This is a genomic window from Pseudomonas japonica (assembly GCF_900188455.1).
Classification (GTDB): domain Bacteria; phylum Pseudomonadota; class Gammaproteobacteria; order Pseudomonadales; family Pseudomonadaceae; genus Aquipseudomonas; species Aquipseudomonas japonica.
The window spans coordinates 118,032-142,121 of the sequence record NZ_FZOL01000017.1; the positions used below are offsets into that span (position 1 = coordinate 118,032).

Sequence of the window (24,090 nt, forward strand, 5' to 3'; positions counted from 1 at the left end):
GCCGTGCGCTCCTACTCGCCAGTCTGCAGGAGTCACCGACCAGTGTCCGTGTTGCTCAGTTAGGATGGATAGCGCTTCTCCCTATGGGCTTCAGCAGCATCGGCGATTTTCTTCTCGAACTCATGAGCCTCGGCAACTCCAACGCTTACCAGGCGCCCTACCATTGAGTCGATACGAGCACGACATGGATGCACTGGTCCGAGCAAATCAGGCTCTTGGAGGGCCGCTTGCTCGAACCATTGAACAACGCGCCGCCCGATTCCTAAATTGACCCACAGGTCTGACGAGTCAGTGCGTCCAAACCAGGATTCGGCCGCCTCAAGAAGAAACCCCAGGTGGGATGTATGGGATCTCACCTCGAGCAGATTCAGCGTGCACAGTGCTACGAAAGCCGTCGGCCCCCCCGGTAACAGCGGAGCTATTGGTGAAAGGAGCGGATCCACACGGTCGGACAACGACGGCGGAAGGTAGCAGTAGGTATTACCGAATGGATTGTAGGTATTCAGGAACATGCGGGCGACGATGCCGGCGAGATCGCTTTTGACCCGCGGCGCAGATGGGTTATCGGAATTCTGCCAGCTTTGAAGGCTCATCACTTGCGATGTCAGCCTGGCGCGTAATTCAGTTGGCCTGCCTGGAGGATGGCTCCGGTCGTTAAAGTAAAGCGCGTCAGCCGAGAGGATAACCACTTGGGCGATCTTGCCGAATTGCTTACCCGGCAAATCTGTCACCAGTTTGAGGTCATTCTCCCAGGATGCATTCGTGCGATCGAGCAGCCGCTCAGCGAACAGCGCGTAATAGGACGAGTTCCACTCATTCGGATCACTGCTGATCTCAACATCTGCCGGTAGCCCCAGACCGTTCATTCGTGAGGTCCAGGCCGCATAGGCCAAGACCACCTCAGAGCGCCAACTGATTGCCTCCCGTGGTGCTTCCTGCACCACCTTCAACCATTGTGCTGCTGAACGGCTGTCGAGACGAATGTCTGATGAAGAATTGGCAGCGTTGGGCTTGGCAGCATCGTTCTCTTTCGAGCTGGCCGCATTCGACAGGCTCGGAATACGAATGCGCATGCGCTGCTGGAGAATAGGTTGTTCTTCGGGCCAGGCAGGCCACGCCGGCTCGGGGCCGCCATCCAACCAGGCGATCTCGGCTGCCACTGCCATATTGCTGTTCTTCGCTTGATCCGCGCAGAAGCGAACCTGCTCGGATTCACCCTCTTTCGATTGGTCGCTCCAGCGCCAAACCATGCTGGCAAAAGCAGCACGCATTGCTGCCTTGAAGAGCTTGGGCTCGTGCTCAAGGATCCGTTCGCGTCCGATGGAGAATGCCGGCGCAGCGCAACGATCGTTGCGCACTGACAGTCGAATCAGGTCGTTCCGATCGGATTCGTCACCAGTGCGGGTCCAGAGATGAATCAAAGCAAGAATGGCTATAGCCTGTCGGTTGAAGCGCAGCGTCTCGGTGGAGGTTGCGTGGCGATCTGAGCGCTCTTCAAGCGTAATATTGATGACTTGGCGAATCCATCCGGCCGCAGAAGCTAGCAACTCATCGTCACCATCGCGCGCTGCCAGCAAGGCGGTCATGATGAGCCGAGTTGAGCGTGTTTTTTGATAATCAGTGTCACTGTCGTCAGGAAAGCCTCCGCTCGCGTAGGCAACTGCTTCGCGCGCGGTAGAAGCATTGGCATGATCGACATTGCCGTCGAACGCGAGATCGATGCGCAATTCCATCTCCCTTGGCCCCCAGGACACTATTTGACGCTCCGCCATAGCCTGGAGGTTCGCCGCCTCTTCTGGTGGCGATTGATAGGCCAATTTTCCGCCCTCAATGTCAATCCAATTCGATCTCTGCAGCATGTTACTGGCAATGCGCGCAATGACCTCTTTATCACCCCGACTTGAATAGGCTCCGATGGGTTCAAGACCTGCTATCGCGGCACTTAATTGCGCACGCAAGCGGTTCGCTACTTCGTCATCTGCCAGGTACCAAGGAACCATGTCAAACAGCGCGACGCGCCGTGATGGGCGACCCTCCAAATCAGCGAGTTTGACTTTGGCATAGGGCTCCCCTTGCAGGGCAAACTGGTCGAGCACGGATCCCCGGCGATCATGGTTGCAACGCACACTGTCAGCGGCGAGCAGCTCTGGGCTGGCAATGAACCGTGCCAATGCATCATGTGCAACGTCGGCGTGGGAAAGAAGCACATCGACTGCGACCAGAACATACGCAGCGCAACTGCCTTGAGGACCAAGTATGTCGGTGAGTACATTCTCGGCCGCCATTCCGCCGTCGAGTCGTTGCTGACTCCAGGCTTCGAGTGCCTTGAGCCCAGATGCCACAGCACCCTCATTGCATTGATCTCGCGACCAGAGATAGCTGTCTGGTCGAGGAAAGAGTCGTGGCCCATCACCAAGATCGATGGCGAAACCCGAGTCCATAGTGTCATTGTCATCTGTGCTGAATGTGATGGCATGGGACACGAGCGTTCGGATCAAACGCAATCCTTCGTCAGGTGCGGATTCCAGTAGGTCCAGGAACGGTGGTTGTGCTGGCGAAGCTGGCAGGTAACTGCTGTCCGCGTACGTGAGTGCACGCTCCCTGATTCGGCCTCCCAACCCATAGTCCGCTTCTGCCGGCACAAGGCTTTTGAGCACCAAGTCAGCTAACTCACGAGGCGCAACCGGAGCAATAGCATTTGAAAGTTCTCGAATCGCATTCGTCTTGTAACCACTCTCCTCGTTGGCTACCTCCTTCAGATAGAGCTTAAGCTCATCAGGGGCGTAGCTGCCGAGCATCACAGCGATTAAACGAAGTCGCTCCACCATGCTGTTTTGATCAATAGCCTGCGATCGCGCACCAGGGATCGTCACTTCAGCGTCACGGAGGTCCAGCTGCCGCAACCATCCGAAGAGCATGATCGCAGTTTCACGGCCAAGGCTCGGATTCTCTTTCAGCGAAAAGAGCTGAATTTTTACGAGCTCGACTATCGTGGGAATCGCTTGCAGTGGAATCGCTGCCTTATGTTTCAGCAGCCAGCATAGAACGAGAGTGGCGGACCAGGTAATCGAGATCCGAAATGACCGCGGCTTGTCAACGGGAGCTCCCTCTAGGGTCTTCAGGTCGGCTACCGATATTGTTTCAACAACGGAGACTGTTGTGCACAGCTCTACAAGGAGTGCTGCCTCATTGGCAAGTAAATGGTCTCTGCACTTGTCGAGCAGTTGGTAGCCTATCTCTGAACGCGGTAAGGCGAGGATCGCTTGGCGCCGCCACGAACTATGCGCACCAGAGACAGCGAGGGCCTGCAGCAGCTGAAGCCACTGGCCAGCATCCGCGCCGGATTCGAGAACTAAGCGAGCCGAGAACTCAATGCCCCGTGCAATTCGCGGAGATACCGGCACGCTCAGATCTAGGCTCGCCAAATGTTGGAAGTTTTCAGCCAGGTAACTGCCGATCCCCCAATCACAGAGCACATCGTGGTAGAAGTCTAGGCAGTCACGTCGTATTTCCTTGAGCGTCAGGGTTTCCACTAAGTGGGAGCGTGCTGCTGAATCCTCGCCAACCTCCAATCCTCTCCCGCCTTTAAGCACACTTTCCGCCAATGCTGCGACGAGCCGCTGAGCGCCCCGTATGTCTTTTGTCGGCGCGTTGTCGGCAGTTGACCACCACAACCGAGCCATACCCGCTTCCGTGTGTACGCGGGTTGGGCTTGACACCTTAAGTAGTCGGGAAAGACGGTAGAGATTGCGAGAAAGCCCGGCTGCAGGATGACTTGAGCTAAGTACTGACTGAAGCGCCGGAGCTTGCTCGATGAGTGTCGCGACTTCAGCGTCAGAAAGCGCTCCAATCTCAACACGTTGGGTGCCACCCAATGCGGTAACGATCTGCTCGTCGAGCCATATCACGTCGCAGATGTCATTGGCGTTGCGCATGGTGGTAATGACTTTGAAGTCTGGAATCGCGCTTGCGGCTCTGAGGATCTCCAGGACTGTTCTCTGGCGTCCCGTGTCCTCGAACATGTCCAGGCCGTCAATGAAAATTACCGTACCACCACTTGCGGCCAAATCGTTCAAGAAATCGGAGGCCACCCCTGGAATGCCCAGGGCGTTTGAAAACGCTAGCCATCCACCCGAAGGCGTAGAGTCGGGATCAAGAACTATAATCGTCGCCAGGCGCGCGGCCCGCTCCGCGAAATGGCGGAGGATCGAGGATTTACCTACGCCCGGATTTCCTCGAACCACCACGAAGCGGTGGTTTTCAAATGCATCATCGATCGCAGAGATTGCCTCCAAGCGAAGCAATGTTACCCCCGCCACATTCATACCGATATGGGCGAGCGTATTGTGCGCAAGTTCGGCAAGTTTGGCGCGAGCCTGGCCATATTCCCTGTGGCCGGCAAGTTGAAAGCCTGCCTCGGCTAGATTTGCCCTAAGGGCTTGAAGGTCTATGGTACCGCCTGTCGTTCCAGTCTTGATCGAAAACTCGATCAAGCGGCTCCATAACGCTTCTGCCCGCCCCTCCTCGCCGTCCGCCAGTGCTGTTCGTGCCAGCGATATTCCGTGCGTGCGGGCCATCGGAGACGTCGCCTCGAAATCAAACTCAAGGATGAGCAATCGCCGCAAGATTCGCCAAATGGTTTCAGGGTCATCGACGACACCGCCTGAGACCAAGTGCTTTTGCGTCGTCGCGATAAACTCGCGCATTGAGCTACTCGCGACGCCCTTGGCCGCCAAGCGAGTGAAAAATGCTTCCGCATGTTCCGCGCTGCGCGCCCACTTCAGGACATCCTGGTAGGCTCCCGAGATATTGCGACTTGTTCGCTGGGTGGCAATACCTAGAAAATGTCGATCCTCCGGAACAGAGCGGACCTTGCTTTGTGCTAATTGGGTCGCGACGTCCTTGAAGACTTTGTCAGCCGGAGAGAAGGTGATGTCTCGTTTCGACTGAATCTCGAGAATGTAGTCGCCATCATGGCCAGCGCCAAAAATGATCAGATCGTCTAGCGCAAACCCGTTTTCAACGCCTTGGAACTGAACACTAACGACCCGGGCCTGAGGTAGACCCCGGGCACGATTGCCAGTTATCAAGGCAAGCAAATACAAGGCCCCGAGCTCACCCTCGATATACGCCCCGGCCGCCCCTCGCGATGCCGGGCTTGAGCCGATCTCCATTCTGCTGAACTCCACCTCTATCCGCGAGCATCATGCGCGCACGGGTTCGACTATTGCACAGAAGAGCCGAGGAATCGACCTTGGCGTCTTAGAGAGACTTGGGCTCCCGGGGAGCAAGTTTATGGCAAGGCCTTTCGAACACCAATCTGAGCTAGACGTCTCGGTGTGGAGACCCGCCGAGGCTATTACTACTTTCGTCGTCGTTCTGTATTTCAGATGGATTGCTCAATAGTTCGGCTTAAAGGGTGCGGCCGTCTCAAGCTGAGGGGTGATAGTCGCTGATATGGTAGTGACACTGACGTCATTGTTGGTCTACCGTCGACGCGACAGATGTAGCCATTGCGGCTGAATCAGCATGCTAATCGCCTTGTTCTATCTCGGCAAGGAAGAACCCACTATGAGCGTTATTACGCACGCCTTGAAGTCATTGGGTCTTGAGGAGTTTGAGCAGCTCAAGGCCTCAAGGAAGCCTCAATGGATGCAGTCGGCCCTGGAACAGGCTGGTAAAGTAATTGAGTGGCGATCTGTAAAATAGCGGCGAGAGGAGAAGGCGACAATGCGTCTTTAACCAAGGCTAACATTTCTAAGGCGTTTTCATTAAATTGCACCGATCGCGCAAAATCACCATATTTCTACTCATCAAAAAGAAGTCGTGTCAATGAGCGAAAAAACTCAAAATGATATCAAGGCCATTCGGCATGAGCTGCAGGGCGGAGAAGATGATTTGGCGTACAACGGTCCCAGATCACTGAAATATTATGTTCGGGACATCCATCGGCAGCTCGGGAAATGGCTTTCGAGCCAAGGCTCTGCCGAGGACAGGGGGCACTATGAGCTCAGTTGGGCACTTGGATTGGTTGGAATCATTGGCGTTTTGCTCGCATTCACTCGCTCCGCAGAGAGCGATATTGAGTGGGTGAAAGACCACACCGTCGCATTCCGTCTATGGGCTGTAGTGTTTTGCACCATTTTCATAGGCGTATCCATAGAGCGATCAGCCGTCGTACGCTCGCTGTGGAGCTTCACGAGCACAAAGTTTCTGATATCAGTAATTCTTTCAGGGGTGGTGCTGTATTCAAGAGGGAACGCCGCAGCATACGTAAACGGTGTCTTCCATGTAGACGCATCGGCACTGCCAATCACGCTCGTGTTCACTACCGGGCTACTCATAATCAAGCTTGTGCTCCCGTTCGTGCTCACCGTCGCCCTAGTGCTTTCTTTGGTTCATGGGCTCATCAGTGCCGGCTGGATCAAAGGCAAGTTGGCGGGTGAGGTACGTCACGAACCACCTTTTTACTCTGTCCTCTCCGTGCTGGTTTCTGGGGTGATTTTATATTTCGGGTGGAGCTGGTCCCACGACCAGATTGCAGATTCCCGAGTGCCCGAAAAGGTATACCTGATGGCGAACGCGTTGGATTTCAGTTACTCCCATGAGTGCAGCAATATAGCATCCGACAGCCCTGTGGTGTTTCTCGGCGCCGCTCAAGAGGCTGTTTTGGTTGCGCCCTACAAGCTTCCCAGTTTCGATTTCGCTGAGTTTTTTGAAAAAACAGTCTCCGTGCCCACTAATTTCTATCGTTCGCGTTGCGAATACAAATCCCAACCGGTAGCCGAGAAGCTTGAGTTCGAGTATCCCCGCTTAGACTTCAGCGACTAGGGATACTGATTCAGCGCGAATTGAGCGCGAAGTCGCAAAGCAAGTCGCGCCCGCCATTCTCCCACAACCGGATCTGATAAGCTTTTCAGCTTGGCACCAGGTGTTCTCGCGAGGGCGCGCACTGCACAAAGCAGGTTATCCGCCAAGTCCTTTGCGGGCCTCATTCCGACTGCGCGGACGATGTTGATAGTGCCATTCTGTCCCCGCGACCCGCTTGCAAGCCAGCCCTCTGGCCATTCGAATCGATGTTTATAAAAGTTTGCAGCTCCGTTAGCGATCGCTACACAGCTAAGACCTGAATCTGGATTGATATCTGCCTCCAGTTTCATCACTGCTTCCTTACCTATCGTCTGTCCGTTTAGCTCGAAGACCCGTTTTACGATCGAGACGGTTTCGGTGATGGCTGCCTGAATGAGCACAAACATGGCCCCAAGTAGTACACCGACTTCGTCGTACATCAACTCTGCCGGGTGGTCCCAGTATTTACGCCCCGGACTGCCAAGATCTCGTAGGCGCTCAGACCAAGCATCCAGTGCTTGTTCAGTGAGTTCCGCATGCGATCTGATTACGCTAGAAAGGGGAAACTGTTCGAGTACGTCCTCTAGCTGCTCCACCATTCTCAATATCTGTGTCTGCCTGTCCAAGATATCTTCCTATGTAGATAGTTACATTAATCTTGTAAATACTGGGCCGCTGCAATTTCTCAGTCTTGAGCCACAGCATATTTCCGCGCGAATGCTCCCTCTCCATCCGTCGCAGGCCTGACCCGAAAAAGATTGGTAGCGTCTAGTTGGCAAAGGGTGCCGTTGGGGGTTCAGCTTTAGTACCCATTACTTCCGTACCTTCAACAAGCAGCTTGCGGAAAAGTCGTGCACATTTAAGGACAATCACAAGCATCACGTTATCCACCCGTGTAACTCGTCACTCTTTACCTTAGTCACTCTCCCATCTCAGTGATCAATCCAACGGTCAATGTCCTACTCGCTCGGATTGATCCACCTTCCCACAAACGCCCGCTATGTCCGACGGCGCAGCTGCTTCGCTGGAGCGAGGAGCTATGCGTATCAGTCATCCGAGTGCTCTGGGATATGAGAGAGCGTATCCCTCATCTCCTCGGCCAGAACTAAAGCTGCATTCGCAAAACTCTCCAGTCGATCGATTCGATCGAGCATGTCTTGTTGTTTGACCTGTTTTTGTCTCGTCAACAGCCCTTCTTCGACGAATCTTGAGACACGCAATTCCACGGTTGCGTCCAAACCACCCTCGACGACCTCCTCTAACCATGGCTTGACCACATTGACTGAGCGTTCGGCGCCAGCGCTGAGTGCGTAACGGATCAGCTCCCTAGCTGCCTGGTCCGTTGCGATCGCGAACTCAAAGTATTTCTTCTCCTCCTCTGTAGCACTTTCAAGCTCTTCGCTGCTAGGCGGTCGCACGAGAAACCTGAGTCCATCTGCCTTATTCAAACCTAAGGAATTGAGAGTGCGCAGCAGCGGGTCTAGCTCCCTCAGCGGCCGCATGTAGGGAGGCAATGTGTGCCGGTGCGCCCAAAGCTTCAGTATGAAATCCACGCACTCCGATACAGCTGCATCTCGCGCAGATTCGGGCGCATCCTCAGCAGTGGAGATTTTTTCGGCTACCAGGTGAGCCATCCATTGGGCAGTAACATCGTCGCCGAGCATCAAGCCGGCAACGATCCGCTTGCCGAGCTCGATAACAGCTTTAGAGCGATCTAGTGATTCCATCGTGTCCGATCAAATAGTAGCGGTTGTAGGGATAGTTGTAGAATGAGTAGTCATCATTGCCAGTCTCGTCTTTCGGTGGCTTGCGGCGGACCTTAACGCAGACCATCAAAGATGTGTTCGGGTGCCCGTCCAACAGTGCGCGAATAAACTTGTTATCGGCGCTGAGCCGAGTACCAGTCACGGCGTCGCTCTCCTCCCCGTACCCAACGCTGCGCGACCACGATTCGCTTCTCAGTTTGCCGCAAGCTGGTAGTGTCCATGATTGTATTTCTGGATCCGTCATTGGATTCAACACATCGAGGACTTCTTGAGAAGGACGCGGTCCTGGACAATCTACTTTGCCAGCCCATGGGTCATATTCGTCAAGATTCAACGAGTCACTTCCCGTCTTTACCCAGCCCAGTAGCCTCAGCCGTGGATCATCAACCTCCTCCCGATGGTCGATGTGATCCGCGTCTGGAAGGTAAATCTCTCCTGGGCTAGGGCTGGTCTGCATGGCGGCTAGGAGGGCTGCCGCATGGCAAGAAGGAACGAGTACTGACCTTACCGACACCATTTCATCGTTAACCGCATCGGCGGTCTTCCAATCGCCCCACAGGACCGTCATGCCGTCGTCCGTTGTTAGTTGCTCATCTAAGTACTGTCTATCGACTTGCCAACACCACGAGGCATCTGATCGACCGCTGTCGGACAAGGCAGCTTTCAAAATCTCGGGATCGCGTCGATCCGCAAGCCACCGACCACCACTGCGGGTAAGCAACTGTCCTTTCAACCATTCTTCGAAAGGATCTTCTTCCTCATCAGCGCGACGGCGTACCTGCTCGGTCTCCAAGAGCTGGCCAGCGACAAACATCATGGCGTGATAGGACTGGTAGACGGTGCAGTCTTCCACTCCTGGCATACTTCCATGCGAATGGCTTGTCTCTCGCCCTCGGAAAAGCCCGCGCTCATAGCGCTGATCATCGATACGACGGCTAGGCCCTATTGACATACGACCACGCAGGACTACCCGTGCTCGTTGTTCAATCGACTTCTGCTTCAAGCCGAAGACGCGACCTAGCGGTGCGAACCAATAAGGGCCGATGTCTATCCCGAAAAAGTATCTCTCGTCGTCGTCCATGGTTTCATCATCCGACGCATCGTCGTCGCCGATCTCGTGCTCGCTAGGGTTGTAGATCTCCGTAGGCAGAACAGCGCAGTTTGCGCTGGCTAGCAAATTCGCTGGCCGCGCATGAACTTCATTCAGTCGCCTCAAAGCATCCCATGCGAAGTGACGGATGACGACATGCTGCTCCCTTGCGGACGACTCAAGAAACGCGAGGAAAGGAGCAATGGCATGAGGTACGTCTATCGCGCCTCGCGCCAAAGCAATACAGAGCCATTGGCGGGCATGCCACTCATAAAAAACCAATTCACGGTCAACAAATGGCTGTGGGTCTGTCCCCGTAGCGCGGGTGGCTAGCGCAGACAATAGTGATTGCCAGTTGAGCTCAACACAGTTGCGCACGCAGTGGGCGTGTTCCCAACGTTCTGCAGTAGACGGGCGCGCCAGACCAGCCCATAAGTAGCCAGCCAGCGCATCCTCGCAGGAGGATGATGGTGCGAGCGAGTCGTTCCAAGGACCATCACCGTCTTCGTTTTCGAGAATGTCTTCGAGAAGGTCAAAGCCGAAGTTCAATACCTCATCGGCCTCGTTGCTGGTCAAGTGCCTAGCCAGCGGTTCCACCAGATGGAACAAGTCGTTCGCACCAAGCGTGTCGAGCTGCGACAAGTACCCCTTGATCCGAGCTGAAGCGACGTCCTTCTCCACCACGATGCCCTCTGCATAGAGACCATCAAACGGGCCCTCATAGCCCCAGCCGCGGCGCCCCACGCGGTTGGGTTCACTAGCAGACAACAAAAGGACTGCCTTTTTGAGCTCCCTGCGGACGGACTGGAGTCTCTTGCTCGGCTCGGAGAGATGCCGGATGACGTCCATGAAGCTGAACACACTCAACTCGTCATCCAGCTGGATCGCACGAAGATATCCGTCGATCTCCGACAGTTTCGCGCGCCGACAACCTTGCTCATAAAACTCGCGAATGTACGAACGACCGTCAACCTTCTTGAGCGATTGCCGTACCGCAAGAACCGCAGTAGCGTCGCAGAGATCGACGCCGTTAAAGATGACATCCCAATCGGGCTCCTGCACCTTTTTGCTAGTCCCCGACCGGGAAGCGCGTGCTGTAGTTGCCGACTTACCGGCGCCTTTCATCATCGATGCCTGGAACAGCCTCTCCAAATCCGGAAGCGATATCGCCAAGGACTCAGCTAGAACCTTGAGTTCGCGCCAGGTAGAGGTTTCGTGGGACTGAATCCGGAGGAATCGGTAGGCGATTCGCAGGACTAATTTTTTCTGACTGTTAACAGATTCCGCGTCGATGGCCGCTCTGATGTCATTGAGGCGCTTCCATCCCCTTCCGGTGCCACTCAGAGCCACTGCGGCGGTGTGTGGAAGGAGTCGTTTGTCGATCAAGCTGTAGATTGCGACGGGAAACAGCTCGCTAGCAACGCCGAATTCCCGATCCCGCCAGCGGCTCAGAATTGCGAGGCTGGATGAAGGACAAAGGCCGACCAAGCCTTCCACCAGCCGATCCCAGTCCATGTACTTATCCCTGGCCATATGCACATAGCTGAGCTCGGCAATCCTTGCCAGTCGATAAGCGGTCCGAGGCCTTGCCTCATCCGAACAATGTGCGGCATCCGCCAACTCCAGGAGCGTAGTCCATCGAGAGAGATGTTCCTCTCCGATCTTGCTGGCGATGTCGATCGCCTTCTCGAAATAGGCAGCCGCTTCGGGCGTGCTCACACAAAAGATGGCACGCGCCAACTCCTGAAGATCATCAACACGCGCCTCTGCATCGCTGTGTGACGCTACGAGCTGATCAAACGCTTTGGAGCTGAGTCGTAGTGAGAGGTCCTCCAGCCCTGCTATCCGTGCGGTCACGCGGCACATCTTAGTGAGAGTGCCTGAGTAGATACGGCCGTTCTTTTCGACCCACGTCAACAGCGCGTCGATCTGAGTTTGCGGAATGAAATCCACATCGCGCAGAATCTGCACCCACTCGATAGCCGCCACCTTCCCCAAATTGAAGTGCCGCTGATAGTCGCGTGACGACGCGGACTCCGTCTGTGCCAGCGCAAGCTCGACTTCGTGGTCAAGGTCTTGAGGTTGGCGGCCACAGGCGATCTCGGCTGCCAAGATAAACCAAGGGAGAACGCCTCCTGTGATTTCCTGCAACTGGGACGCTTGTTGGCTGTTAACAGAAGATCTCTTTGTCTCAAACTCAGGGCGAACATCCTTGGGAACGAGATCAATCAACTCAATCCGTTTTCCACGTAGCGCGGCTTCCAAAGCGTAGGCCCGAATGAAGTCCGCTCGCTCGTCATCGAAGTCATGGAACTGGCGAGGCGGATCTTCTGGCAAATACCGGCGCAACGTCGCCGCCCATGTTGTATCGTCGCGAGGGAGGCACTGGAGCGCCAGCGTGATTGCAGACCGGACTCCGTCCAGTACACTGCTCGAAGACCTCCATGAGAAATCTTCTTCGGGCAACTTAACCTTAGGGTCGGCCAGGACGCCCATCAGGTGGCGCATCGGCTCCGTCGGCAGCAAATGTGCGGTTCGGGCTGCCTCGGTAACCAGGCCCAGCATCATCCAGACATCCCCGTCGGCGTGCTCGGCGAGCTCATCGATTCCCTTGAAGTCGCCGACGTCCGCAAGTCTCGCGGCGACGAGCTTGGAGGTTCTCAGAACGGTGGACTTGGGACTCCACCCTTTTAGAAACCGCGCGGCCTCGGCAGGGCCTTGCAGTCTCAGCACGCCGATAGCAAGCTCAGCGACATCAGCGTCGTGAAGCTTGTCTTCCTTACGGCGCTTGGGTGGTAGCTTGCTCCAAGCGATCAACGACTCCCACGCCATGCGCAACCTGCTTCTCGCCTCAGGGATGAAGTCATCGTTTCCGGCAAGCAGCACCGCCTCGTAGGCGTGATGAGATCCAAGAAATCCTCCGAGGAACGTGCGCCTGGAGACCATTTCTTCGATGCGATCTGGCGCGAGCAGAACGCTGGCAATGTCAGTGTTATTCTGGATTAGCGTGTTCTGACGGGCCTCGCCAGCCACCTCGCCACCAACCTTCAGGGCGAGCTTAGCGGCGGCAACATACCGCCCCTGCTGCAAACATGCTCTGAGTGCGAACATTAATCGCTGCAGCTCGACGTCTCTTCGCTCAAGAGGGTTGAGCTCGGGCAAGCTCTCATTCGAAAGCGCCAGCGTGATCAACTCGTCCATTCTGCCGGCCGAGAGCAACAACTGCGGCAGCGCCGCCGCCACATAAGAGCTGGTTGCCGCGAGCGGTTTCAGCTTTGAAAGAAACGCATCGAGTGAGGCCGAGTCAGGCTTATATGTTTCGTTGAACCAAGTTTCTGCAGGTTCATCCGTGAAGTGCAGCCCTGAGTCTTTGACGAAGAGCGGCCGCCCGAGCCCTGTGGCGAATGTACGAACGGCGCTCTCTGAAACGCCAGCGATCTGGGCAAGGATAGAAATGGGCACCAGGGGCCGGAGCACCGCGAGGCCCTTGCAGATGAGGTCTATCTGATTCGCCTCTGTCGGCCCCCACTCGGCTTTCAGTCGGTCGATGGCTTTCGCCAACAGGCCTCCAATCGCGAGCTGAACTGTCATTGGTGCTGGCCCTAGGGCCCTGAGCATTTCACCGATGGGCGGGGTGCCCTCCATCGCCAGTGCTTGGACACGAGGATTGTTGCTGCTGAGAAAGGCAAACTCTGCTGCCTCCGCGTCCGTTGCCTCGGGATAACTCAGTCGTAGATGTGTGGCAGTTTCAGCTTTCGAGAACGACTCCAACTTAATAACTATGGCGTCGAGCGGAGCTCCCAGGTAACTCTGCCGGTGTGATCGACACGTGAATACCAAACGGACCCCGTCGGGCATGTCCGTATTGATCAGATCATGAACAAAAGCCCGCTCACCAATCTCTTGCGCCGCCATGTACGCGTTGTCGGCCGCGTCGATGATGACGCAAAGGCTCGCCTGACGTGTGCGGGCTCGAAGAAGATCAATGGCCTGCTTGAGCCGAGATACGAAGGCCCGCATGAACTGCTTGGAGTCTGTGCCGCCGGACGGAATCAGTGGTAGGCAAAGCTGCTGCCCAGAGAGCTCGTTTGCGATCTGGACGAGGGCATCTCGGTACCGATGGCGATACTTCAAGGCTTGGCGATAAGTCCCGTCACCAAAGCAGTCGTACAGAACCGCCACCGACCCCGCAGGCATCGTATGAGCCAGATGAGCAGAAAGAGTCGACTTGCCCACACCACCGTCTGCGTGGATGATCACGGGGCGTTTTGCAGTGAGAATTTCGGCCAGGATGTCTGCTTGTTGTGCTCGAGGCAGCAATTGCTTCGGTTCCGAGATCAACAAGGGCGCCGGCAAGAGATCGATTTCTGTCACGTGCAGTGCGCGAAGTACATCGTAGAGTCGGACGGAACGATCCTTCGCGCCTTCATCGGTTGCGCGGCGGGTGACCAATTCCTTTAGTTGGAGGGCAGCCTCTGTGTCCGGATCTGACAGGTATGCATTCAGATCCTGACTAAGGAGATTGCGCTGCTCCCATAGATCAGGCTCACCAGCTTCAACCGAGAACGCGGAGAAAAAGCCCTGTACGTTGCTGCCGGCTGACGCCGCATACCGTTTCAGCAACTCGTCTATTTCAATGTGCCGCGGCGGTATTGTCCCCGCAGCGATGTCGGCCAATGCCTCAAGAACAGCACCATCCATGGGCCTATTAGTTAGAAAAATGAACCGAACCTTCTTCGCCAAGGCATCCAGTCCAAGCGACGCTTCCAGCTCCTTGAAACGCCCTGCGAAACCTTCAATAGTTCCTTTGAGGCCGCTTGCCGTCCAAGGTACGTGCGCTTGCCTAGAGGAGTGTTTGAGCTGCACATAGCGAATTGACTGTGCTGCTATGACGTTTTCGCTACCGTAGTAAAGGCCTACGTCGATGACTTCGTCTCCGACACTCGTGGATGTAGCCCCCTCGTCCAGTGAAGCTCCTTCGATCGCCACCGCTACCAGGCCGTCCACCACAGCAAGTAACCCAAGGCATTGTCGAGCCGCCCATTGATAATGGAACTGGTCGCCACTTCTGGAAGGACCTATAGAACCTCGCTTCGCCATATTTTCCGCACTCTCTGCATCCGCCGTTGAACGGAGTCTACAGGACCGGGTTGTCCTTAGTTGCCCTGCCCATAAACGGTTGCTGACTTCAAAGGTCGTGAAGCTGCTTTCGCTATATAGCAGGTGTTGGCCACGGCGGCTCAAACGCCTGCCATTGGCCGCGAGCTGCTCTCCCCCAAAAGCAGCCATGGGTCGATAGCGGTCAGTCGCGAACTACCCCTAGCCGTAGCTGCCGATATCTGCCGGTCAAGGAGTACCCGTGCGCTGGTCAGATCCGATGCAAATGGCTGGTCAAGTCGAGTGCAAATAGGTGGTCAAGTCAGGTGATATTTCCCAACAAGATGTCTATTTGAAGACCTGAGTGGCTCAGTTCTCCTTGGTACGTCCGCTCAAAATGATTTCTGAGGGTTACCTGAGAATTTTCCGCGCCGCTGAATAAAGAGACTTTCCCGGAAAAATGCTCAATGAGGAGACTTCCCCGGAAAAAGTCTCTTTATTCTGCAACAGATTCGCTCCGGCCCTTAACAGCCGCGGCTTTGGGTTTGTCTCCTAATTTCGCGATTGGCGCAGGTTCTGCTGCCGGCATTGGGCTCTATCGAAACCAGTTGTGCTGATCTGCTTGAAACTGTTGGCTTGGGGTCATTCCTCTCGATAAACCTAAACTCATGCAGTCACCGCACATCGTGACAGAACGTCACTTGAAAACCGCTTGAGCAACCAAGGCTGATCGATTTGGGTGCACCACTCGCTCAAATATTCCATTGGTTGCAGGCACGCACCACTGCGGAGCTCTTGGTAGATGCAGGCGTCTACCAGGGCAAAGCCATTGAGTTCGAGAACAGTGATGTCCTCCTGCTTCGACAAGCAGCCTAAGTCCTCTGTGGCTTGCCTGCTGAAGCACGGAGCATGGATCTCGCTTTGGCCTCCACCATCCTCGCGGCGCCAGAACGACAATGCGAGTCTGAGGCTCCTAGATTTTGATCGAACACTTATTGATCGTTCGCCGGTAAAGCGTCACGAGAGTTGGCTTCGACTTATCCGAGGGAGAGATGATGCTTTTCAAGTGGGGAGCTATCGCCTTCCACGCTCTTTCCGAGCGCACCTCATAGCCGCGAGAGTGCTTGATAATTTCACCAGAGTCGATCAGCTCGCTCAGTGATGGGGCGCTGTTGATCTGATCAATGCGCTCTTGCAGCTTGGCGCGGAGGTCGTCCATGTCCAGTTTCATGTGATGTCCGTATAGGCTGGGTGGTGGAAGTCAAAGGTTCGAAAGGCCGCATCCGCCTACACGGCCTCCCTAGCCTCACACCCTTGTCAAGACAATAGCAACGCAAAGCACCAGCACAACAGCGGTTACTGGGGCAACGCCAGCTGCGCAAAGCACACCGACGACGCTACCGAACGCCGTAAGGCGCAGGTGTAAAGCTGCTGAACCAGCTTGTTCGAAAATGCTCATCGCACCCCTCCCTCGCTGTTTCTCCCAGTCTCATGTAGCAGTTGGCGAGGAGGTTCAGACTTCGCTGCACATTTCCCGTTGGTTACAGTGGGGTAGGAAGCAGCGTCCAACTGTTCTTGGGCAGCCATCGCACACTTGAGATAGCCGAATCACGCCGTCAAATTAGCATCGCTCGTGAAGAGCGTCCAGAGACTATGGGCTTAAGACGCGGAGTGTCATAGGCTCTAGCTGGGTTGTGCCAAGCTGTCGAGGCATGATTGGTAGCAGTCGACGAAGCGTGTCGCTGGGATGTCGGGGCTTAAGGGCACGGCCGCCGGCGCTGCCTGATCAAGCATTGCAGCCTAGTGGGCTTTAAGCCGTACATCTGATATCAGGACGGGCTGCATAGGGAGAGTCACATCGATGTTTGCTATTCACACACGGCGTTCCTACCCACATATGGGAGTGCCTGAATGGTTAGATAGCGCCAGCTCTGAGAAACAATCGATAGCGGCTCTGGACTATGGCCATCTGAAAGCAGGGACGCTTATGCTCTCTTGATATATGATCCTGTTTTAGTTCTTAAAGTTTTAGTGAAGGATTAACTAGAAAAATCATGCCAACGCCACTCGAATCAGCCATCCAAACATCTGCCACTCGATTAAATCATTATATTGATATCCATCGACGCCATCCGGAAGTCAGCTTCGTTGACCACCTCAAGCAGCGGCGAAGAGAAAAAAACGCCCACGCCAGTTCATTCAAACTCATTTATCTGGACACCCTCGCCTGGAAATGCCTGGCAGATTTCCGGCAAGGCAAACCAACGCTGACGGCGGCAATGAAGGCATTTGGCGCGAGTATTGAACAAGTCTTTCAGACTGGGTAGTTTGCATTCCCAATAGGTGTTCCGACTTATTTTGAACTGGCCTCAATGATCGATCCAAATACTCAGGACACGTTAAGGCTAATAGTTGATGAGCTTTCACAAGGGCTTAGCATCACGTCCTATCATGATCGTGTAGGCTCTGAGCTGGAACTGCTTCAAACGAACAAATTTGATGAGGTGGAGGGGTTAGAAAATTTTCTGTGTAGTCCTGTGGAGATGATCGGAATACCGACTATCTCACTCCCGCCTTTCGTCAAGGAATATGTAGATCAAAATACATTCAATAAAGCTTTTTTTGATGTTAATTATGAGACCCCATTTTCCATCCAGTTAGAAATCGCCAGCACCTCGCCAAGGAGACAATGGGATAATTCACGAGGAATTGCCGACCTTAATCATGGCAAGGCTCAGCATCAGTCCGAAGTGGCAAATCTTAACATGGGTATATTTCTTGAGCTTAGAGGAGGCATCGAAGCATGGTTCATCAACGAAAACAAGAAACTCGATTATCCGCAAATAACTTTGACTGCACTGAAGGCGATGAGCCTCTGGAAGGAAGACCCTGCTTCGAAGGCCATGCCGACATTACGTATCCTAAGCTCGCTGTATGGCCTAATGAGGTTTGATCCAAACCGCCGTTACAAAAACGGAGATCCCAATGACTTCATGGTGGCGGCGTCTGCTCTCCCCGTTGCCCAAGCGCTATTTACAGACAGAAAATTCGCAAACCTGCTATCAGATAAGCGAATCGGGATCGAGAGTTATTCAAATTGCGCTGTGGTCAGCAGTTTCGAAAACATGTCTGAATATCTAAGAAGCCAGATTTAAGGAGAGGTAGAGGCACTAGGCTTTTCATTGCTCACGCAATGATTTTAAATTAAACCAGGTCGCAAGTTACCCGTTGCAATCATTCGCCTTAGGTCTATAACGGCCAGCGGTGACCGTCCGCTTTCGACCCAAAGCTGCCCTTCACGAAGGGCAGCAATCGGCCAAAAGGAGACCCTCGAAGAAATCTAGAAAATTAGCGGGAATTCACAATCGCTCAAATAGAGGACAGCCATTTCATCTGTTCTTCAACGCAAGATCAGTCTGTTTCATCAAAAAGACCGAGGCGACACCAGCAAGGTGGTTCAGAGTCTGCGCCAGTTCAGGGGGATGAGCCACATAGCCATCATTCTTTCCATGTGAGGTTTCATTACGTAGGGTGCCTATTCCGTGAAACATCGTGCCTACGCCCTGTAGCATTTCCGAAGAGGCCGGGCCAATGATGGACGAGCCTCGAAGAACACCTAACAATCGCTTGAACAATTTCTCGACTGGGTAATGATCGTACCCTTCCTCTCCCAGTAGTTTTAGACAACCTTTGAGCACGGTTTCAATGTGCGTGCAACTGAGAGAAATTGATTGGTCAGGATCTGGAAGAACCAATTTTCGAGCCTTCAACCACGAGTCCAACAACATAGAATTACCGCTAAATAGACCATCTAGATCTGCATCGATCTCAGCTTTCTCGACAGTAACGAATTGAGCAAGGGACTGAACTACATAGGCGGTTTTCGAAAACTCCTTGTCGAGGTTCTGGAGCAAGTCAGCTACTAGCGAACTCAATATCTTGGGATCACTGACGCGCCTCTGCATATCAGTGCCAGCATCCTCCAACGAACAAAGAGTCCAGTAGTCATATTCACTGGGGCGCGGCACCTCTTTCCATCCAATCTTTAGCTCCCGACCAGTGAATGCGAGATAGCAGGCTGTGCGCCCAATTGGCTCTTCTTCTTGGTCAAGAATTTCATCAAAAGCAATGGTTTCGCTATTGCCAGAACAACCAAGACCTTGGACCAAATCCAAAAGCTTTTGCTCGAAGGCTCTTAAGCCATGCAGTAACTGCAGGTTCTCATTTTTTACTCTTGCCGATCTAATAGCCAGTTCTGCGAATTCATCGTCACTCATTTCTGATCCATCCGTTTATTCAGTTTTCCAGAATGTAGATCGCCACCGCACCAGCAAGATTATTTGAAGTCGTCCCTCATCAGCATTGGCGTTTTTTCACCACCATGCGCTGTACCTGCCGAAGCTGTAAGAAACCACCCACCAGCCAAACCCTCAACGTCCTTGTGACTTTTGAGTAATTGACCCTAGGCGAGCATTATCGCGATACTACCTTTCAATGCCCTCAGACATCAATTCGGTCAAAAACCTGAGACGCCGATCTATCAAAACGACATTTATTGTACGCCGAGTCGCCAGGGAGCTCGCTATGCAGGACAGCTATACGATTATTGAGCATCGCCATCGTTTCGCAACTTGGGCAGCTGGCAGAGCCTACTCCAGGCAAGGTCCTGGGCACACAATGGCCGTGGCGACAAAACTCATCAACGAGTCAGGCGTGGGGAGGATTTCAACCCTAGACGACCTGCCACCCATTGAAGAAATGGATGCATTTCTCGATGGGTATTTTCAGACGGTCGTCAAAATCGCCACAGGTATGACATACACGCGCAGGTGGGAAGACAAGCAAACGAAAGCCAAAAGGTCAGAAGTCCTCCCACTTGAGTGTTCATATGGTCGAGCTCAAAAGCTCGTAAATGTTTATCTAAAATCGAAACTAGTTTGTACAAATTCGGGTGATCAAGTCAGTATCGCAGCACTACATCCTCCTCTTGATAGACAACTCATCGAAGCGATTCGGCGCTACCTCTCGAGGGCTCCATACAAAGGCACCAAGATTCAGGAAGACTTCATCACCGCTCTGGCGCTGGGTGACAGCTGGACGAACTTCGACAAGGCAGCCTACGACGCTCACATCAAGGTAGTGAAGGCCATCCAAGGGCGACGTCCACTGTGGGGGATCGAATGGCTGTGGAAGCCAACAGAGTAGATAAAAAAACAGATTTTAAGGCCCGTCGGCTTCTGGCCGGGCACTGAACCCGGCCGATGACGGCTATGGGTTAAAACGGTCGCTCGTATACAGCGGTTTCCATCCATTCCGGATATTTGCAAACCATCACCTAGCTGCATGCTCCCGACTTGGGTGGGAGGTTTTCCACGCCGCGATTGAGCAAGTCGAGCAGGACTGTTTCACGAGACTCTAGTGATTGCGCTAGACCAACCAGGGCGTTTGCAGCTTCTCGTGCAAGGCGACGTGCCAAGACTCGCTGTTGGGTAGAGATGACTCGATCCTCAGGACGCCCGTGGACATAGGTGCATCGCATGTCGTAAAGGTCCAGATAGTCCTTCGCTGCGCCCGGATCGTCTATAGCAGCACTTAGTCTTGCCGCGACCCTGCGGGTCGCAGATTGGTCATGATTATCGCCCGTACGGCGCAGCCTGCGCTTGTGGTCTGCCTCGGCGCCAAACGCGGCCTCAATCATTATGAGATGCGCCATAACTTCATCGATGCCTTCAGAAAGAAAGGCGCGGACCAGAAAGTGTTCGACCGGAGTTGAGAAAAGTTCCGACGCTTGGATCCTCGCGGCCTCTAGCTGCGTCCACTTGGCCCCCAGTGTACGCTGCATATCTTCGGCAGTTGCCCAGGTTCGCAGCGAAATCGGGTGCTCGGACTCCTCCCACTCGTCGTGGTCCACCTGGCGAAAGTACGGTTCCCACGACAGCCTCTCGGGGAGCGGCGGCGAGGACGGGAACGCGCACAAGTCATCGTCAACGGTGTAGATCCAAGGCAGGCGGAAGCACCGCCAGTCAACCTCGGTCATCTCGGCCCACTCCTCCCATGGTGCAAGCAGCAGGAAGAACAGGGCGCGCTCCACCACTGCGGGGAAGCGTCCACGGTGGGGAACAATCTCTCCTTGATCCTTTCCGAAGGGAAAGTCCAGCCAGGAAAACTGGCGATTGCCAGATTCATCTCGAACCGAGATGTCTTCCTCTACAACCATCCAATTGAACAGCGATAAGCTCTGACTGTCCAGCCGTATACCGGGATAACAGCGCTCTAAGCGGGGCGCATCGAACAACACCTCGAGCTCGGCGGCAGAGAATCGACCGATCTGGGTATTACCAAACCGGAACGACGGGACTTCATCGGCCATATCGAGCGGGCAGAGGTATCGTCGCCTAGTGATGGTGCGTTCAAACTCATGAGTTAAAGCGGCAGCCACTTTGTCCATGTCCGGCTTGGGCTGGTTGAGGAGATGAAGGTTGATGCATGGTAGACCCAGCGCCCTAAGCGCATTGCCGATGGAAGTCTCCAGTCCAAAAATAGACTTTCCACCGTGGTAACGCTCGGTCAGCAATTTCTTCAGTGCGACGAACTCATGGCTACTCCAGAGATTCTCGGGTCCGGGCAGCGGAATATCCCACAGCGTTTGAAGTGCAGTGACAAGAGATTTATCTGAAGGCATGAGTGGCTCACCCTCCTTGGTGCGTCTGTTCAAATGATCTCAAGGTTACCTGAGGATTTTACAAGTTGGTGAATAAAGAGACTTTGCTGAGAGAGATGCCAAATTTGCAGGCTATCTCGGAAAAAGTCTCGTTACTCCGCAAAAGCTCCAGTCCGTCGCGGCCGCATTTTGGGCTCTTCATCTAGTTTCGCGATTGACGCAACAGCAGCGGAGAAGGCCAGGTGAGTCTTTGCCCAGGTGCGGACTATCTGAAAACGACGAGGGCCGCGCAGGGCCCAGACATATCCCGAACGCCATTACTCAGCCAACCATGATTCCACAGTGTCTGAACCATATTCAGCCTTCCACTCCTTGAGAAGCTTGTGGTTACCACCCTTGGTTTCGATGACCTCGCCAGTGTGTGGGTGTTTATACTGTTTGACTTGGCGTGGTTTGCGAGTGCCCGTCTTTAACTCTAGGGCTGCTGTTGCGCGACGCGATGCTTGCGGGTCTAGAACCTCGATCACGGTGCGGAGGCTATAGCCATAGTCAGCGAGCAGCTCACGGAGTTTTTTCTCGAACTCGACTTCACGCTGAAGGCCCTCATCGCCTTTCATGGCTTCAAGAGCGGCCAATTGCTCAGCGAGGTGCTTTTCGAGCTGACGAAATTCTGCAAGACGGGACATTTGAGTTTCCTTAGGATAATTCACTCTGTTCGCTCGGGGCCTCAGGCAACGATTGATACGACTGCATGATAGTACGATGACGGAAAGCACCATGTGAAGCTTGTACGCTGCACGGAGTGACCCTAGATTCTTCGCTGTCGCGTCAGATTACAACATGTCTCTAGCTGACATCGTGCTGGCAGGAGCAAAAGCTCCACTTTCTGATATGGGTACCCGTTAATGTCTGTTACCGCCATCATTTCCAAACGAATAAAGCGAATGAAGAAAGGTCAGCCATTCACTGGTGCAGTGTTCCTCAATGCTGGCCCGAGAGGTGCTGTCGACAAAGCACTGTCTCGACTCGTTCGAGATGGGACGCTTGAACGCGTAATCCGCGGCGTTTACATGCGTCCCAAGGTCAGCAAGATTCTTGGTCGATTAGCTCCAAGCCCGATTCAGGTGGTTGAGGCCATTGCGCGTGCTCGGAGGGAAAAGCTCAATATCCATGGTGCAGAGGCGGTAAGGCGGCTAGGTTTAAGCACCCAAATGCAGATCCAACCCGTCTACTACACCAGTGGCCCTACCCGCGCTATACGCGTAGGCGAAGCAGTTGTGCACCTACAGCACGCACCACATGAATACCTTCAGCATGCTGGTACCAAAGTCGGGATAGTGCTCACCGCCTTGCTCTATCTCGGCCAGGAAGAGGCAACAGTGGTGGTTATTGCACGCATCCTGAGAGCGTTGAGTCTTGAGGAGGTCAAGAAGCTCCAAGCCTCAAGAAAGCCACAGTGGATGGAGTTAGCCTTGGAGCGTGCTGGCAAGGACATTGAAGTGGCTGCCAGTGAAATAGTGATGGGCTAAACCGTGAACCGCTATGGCTGTATAGGTCTGAACCGCTACCCGAAGCTAATTTTTTGAGGGGCGCGCTGCCGAAGCTTTTCCCCGCTGGCCCTTGGACTTGGCAAGTTGCTGAAACAAGGCGTCTGCTCGAGCCTGTGCAACGATTGCTTGCTCCCGATTACTAGCCACCTCGCGGTGTGCGAGCAGCAGTTTCTCTTCCAAAGCTTGGCATCGTCGGGTGAGCTCCTCCTGTGCTGTCGTTGACTGTTCCTGCCCGCGCTGCAGGCCCTGAAGTTGCAATTGCGCTATCTCTCGCTGCTCACGTGCGTCCGCCAGGTCACGCTGGACCGACAGCACTAGCTCTTGCATCGCCTGCAGCCTACCTTCGGCTTCCTTGAGCTGACTGGCAAGCCCCTTGTTTTCCTCGCGAACTCGATCGAGCTCGCGATACGCCCGATTCTCAACATCGCGACTATAGCGCTGTAACTCCTGCCGTGACTGTTCAGCCTGCCGGTGCCTGTCGTTCATTTGCTCAGTAACCAAACTCAGTTGCTGTTGCCCCTCGTTGCGCCGGGCAATGAGCTCCTCTCGCTGGGTGCAGAGGTCGTCGATCAGGGATTGGCGCTCCGCCAACAATCTCTCCAAATCGGCCTGTCGAGCCTCCATGGTCTTACGGGCCGCCACCGCTTCAGCCACCTGCTGGCGGGCGTGATCAACGTCCATACGTGCTCGTTCCTGCTGCGCAACCAGCGCCTCACGTTCGTCACTCAGCACCTGACGCTGATCGGCCAGGAAATCCTCAGCAACACTGGCGGAAACGGCCGTTGCCTGTTGCCACACGGTAATGAACGCTTGCTCCACCTCAACAGGCAGACCTGATAGGCGCGCTTGACCACGCAGACGCCGCGCCAACTGCTCCCACCATTGATCAAGCAGAGCCCCCACTCGGGCCTGACTACCGCGACCAAGCTCGGCACGAACACGCTCGACAGTGGGGCGCTCACCACGGGCGAACACTGCATCCGCGGCGGTAAACACATCGGTTTCCGGCACTCCTACTATCATGCTGGCTCCTTAGCTATACTAGGTCCGATAATTAAATCTTATCCGATGTTACTA

General features: G+C 54.4%; 14 protein-coding genes. 5 read left to right on the forward strand and 9 right to left on the reverse strand.

The annotated features are described in order from the left end of the window. Positions 1-59: 59 nt before the first annotated feature. Positions 60-5,174, reverse strand: a complete 5,115-nt coding sequence (locus tag CHB99_RS19990; protein ID WP_042126875.1) for an NACHT domain-containing protein — start codon at positions 5,172-5,174, stop codon at positions 60-62. Positions 5,175-5,832: 658 nt separating this feature from the next. Here CHB99_RS19990 and CHB99_RS20000 point away from each other — a divergent pair. Beyond that, positions 5,833-6,831, forward strand: a complete 999-nt coding sequence (locus CHB99_RS20000) for a hypothetical protein (RefSeq protein WP_042126873.1) — start codon at positions 5,833-5,835, stop codon at positions 6,829-6,831. Here the strand turns inward: CHB99_RS20000 and CHB99_RS20005 are convergent. The 4 genes from CHB99_RS20005 to CHB99_RS20025 form a co-directional block, all read right to left on the reverse strand. Next, positions 6,828-7,475 (reverse strand): hypothetical protein, encoded by a 648-nt coding sequence (locus tag CHB99_RS20005; RefSeq protein WP_042126871.1) that lies wholly within the window; start codon positions 7,473-7,475, stop codon positions 6,828-6,830. The two genes, CHB99_RS20000 and CHB99_RS20005, sit on opposite strands and share 4 nt — an antisense overlap. 420 nt (positions 7,476-7,895) lie before the next feature. Continuing rightward, the gene (gene avs3b, locus CHB99_RS20010; protein ID WP_042126869.1) at positions 7,896-8,576 is read right to left on the reverse strand and encodes an AVAST type 3 anti-phage protein Avs3b; all 681 of its coding nucleotides are present in this window, start codon (positions 8,574-8,576) and stop codon (positions 7,896-7,898) included. After that, on the reverse strand, positions 8,554-14,805 hold the full coding sequence (gene avs3a, locus CHB99_RS20015; protein ID WP_042126867.1) for an AVAST type 3 anti-phage nuclease/ATPase Avs3a: 6,252 nt from the start codon (positions 14,803-14,805) through the stop codon (positions 8,554-8,556). The genes avs3b and avs3a overlap by 23 nt, the downstream gene beginning before the upstream one ends. A 970-nt stretch (positions 14,806-15,775) precedes the next feature. Continuing rightward, positions 15,776-16,033 carry a hypothetical protein gene (locus CHB99_RS20025; protein ID WP_089266607.1) on the reverse strand — a complete coding sequence of 86 codons (258 nt, stop codon included), beginning with the start codon at positions 16,031-16,033 and terminating at the stop codon, positions 15,776-15,778. 823 nt (positions 16,034-16,856) lie between these two features. Here CHB99_RS20025 and CHB99_RS29595 point away from each other — a divergent pair. Together CHB99_RS29595 and CHB99_RS20030 are read left to right on the forward strand one after the other, a co-directional pair. After that, the gene (locus CHB99_RS29595; protein ID WP_141137315.1) at positions 16,857-17,129 is read left to right on the forward strand and encodes a hypothetical protein; all 273 of its coding nucleotides are present in this window, start codon (positions 16,857-16,859) and stop codon (positions 17,127-17,129) included. A 45-nt stretch (positions 17,130-17,174) separates the two neighbouring features. Next, positions 17,175-17,957 (forward strand): hypothetical protein, encoded by a 783-nt coding sequence (locus CHB99_RS20030; RefSeq protein ID WP_052419493.1) that lies wholly within the window; start codon positions 17,175-17,177, stop codon positions 17,955-17,957. 234 nt (positions 17,958-18,191) lie between these two features. Here CHB99_RS20030 and CHB99_RS20035 read toward each other — a convergent pair whose 3' ends face one another. Continuing rightward, a complete protein-coding gene (locus CHB99_RS20035; protein WP_042126862.1) occupies positions 18,192-19,079 on the reverse strand; it encodes an abortive infection family protein in 888 nt (295 codons plus the stop codon). Between the two features lie 307 nt (positions 19,080-19,386). Between CHB99_RS20035 and CHB99_RS20040 the strand changes: the two genes are divergently transcribed. Continuing rightward, entirely contained in the window at positions 19,387-20,007 is a 621-nt protein-coding gene (locus CHB99_RS20040) for a hypothetical protein (RefSeq protein WP_042126860.1), read from the forward strand. Positions 20,008-20,137: 130 nt separating this feature from the next. Here CHB99_RS20040 and CHB99_RS20045 read toward each other — a convergent pair whose 3' ends face one another. Continuing rightward, on the reverse strand, positions 20,138-21,484 hold the full coding sequence (locus tag CHB99_RS20045; RefSeq protein ID WP_042126858.1) for a hypothetical protein: 1,347 nt from the start codon (positions 21,482-21,484) through the stop codon (positions 20,138-20,140). A 296-nt stretch (positions 21,485-21,780) separates the two neighbouring features. After that, the gene (locus CHB99_RS20050; protein WP_042126856.1) at positions 21,781-22,149 is read right to left on the reverse strand and encodes a histone-like nucleoid-structuring protein, MvaT/MvaU family; all 369 of its coding nucleotides are present in this window, start codon (positions 22,147-22,149) and stop codon (positions 21,781-21,783) included. A 219-nt stretch (positions 22,150-22,368) separates the two neighbouring features. Here CHB99_RS20050 and CHB99_RS20055 point away from each other — a divergent pair, with 219 nt between their 5' ends. Continuing rightward, positions 22,369-22,992, forward strand: coding sequence for a DUF6088 family protein (locus CHB99_RS20055; RefSeq protein ID WP_042126854.1), 624 nt, complete (start codon positions 22,369-22,371; stop codon positions 22,990-22,992). Positions 22,993-23,037: 45 nt separating this feature from the next. On the opposite strand, the gene CHB99_RS20060 is transcribed toward CHB99_RS20055, so the two are convergent. Then, entirely contained in the window at positions 23,038-24,036 is a 999-nt protein-coding gene (locus tag CHB99_RS20060; protein WP_042126852.1) for a DNA-binding protein, read from the reverse strand. Positions 24,037-24,090 lie beyond the last annotated feature (54 nt).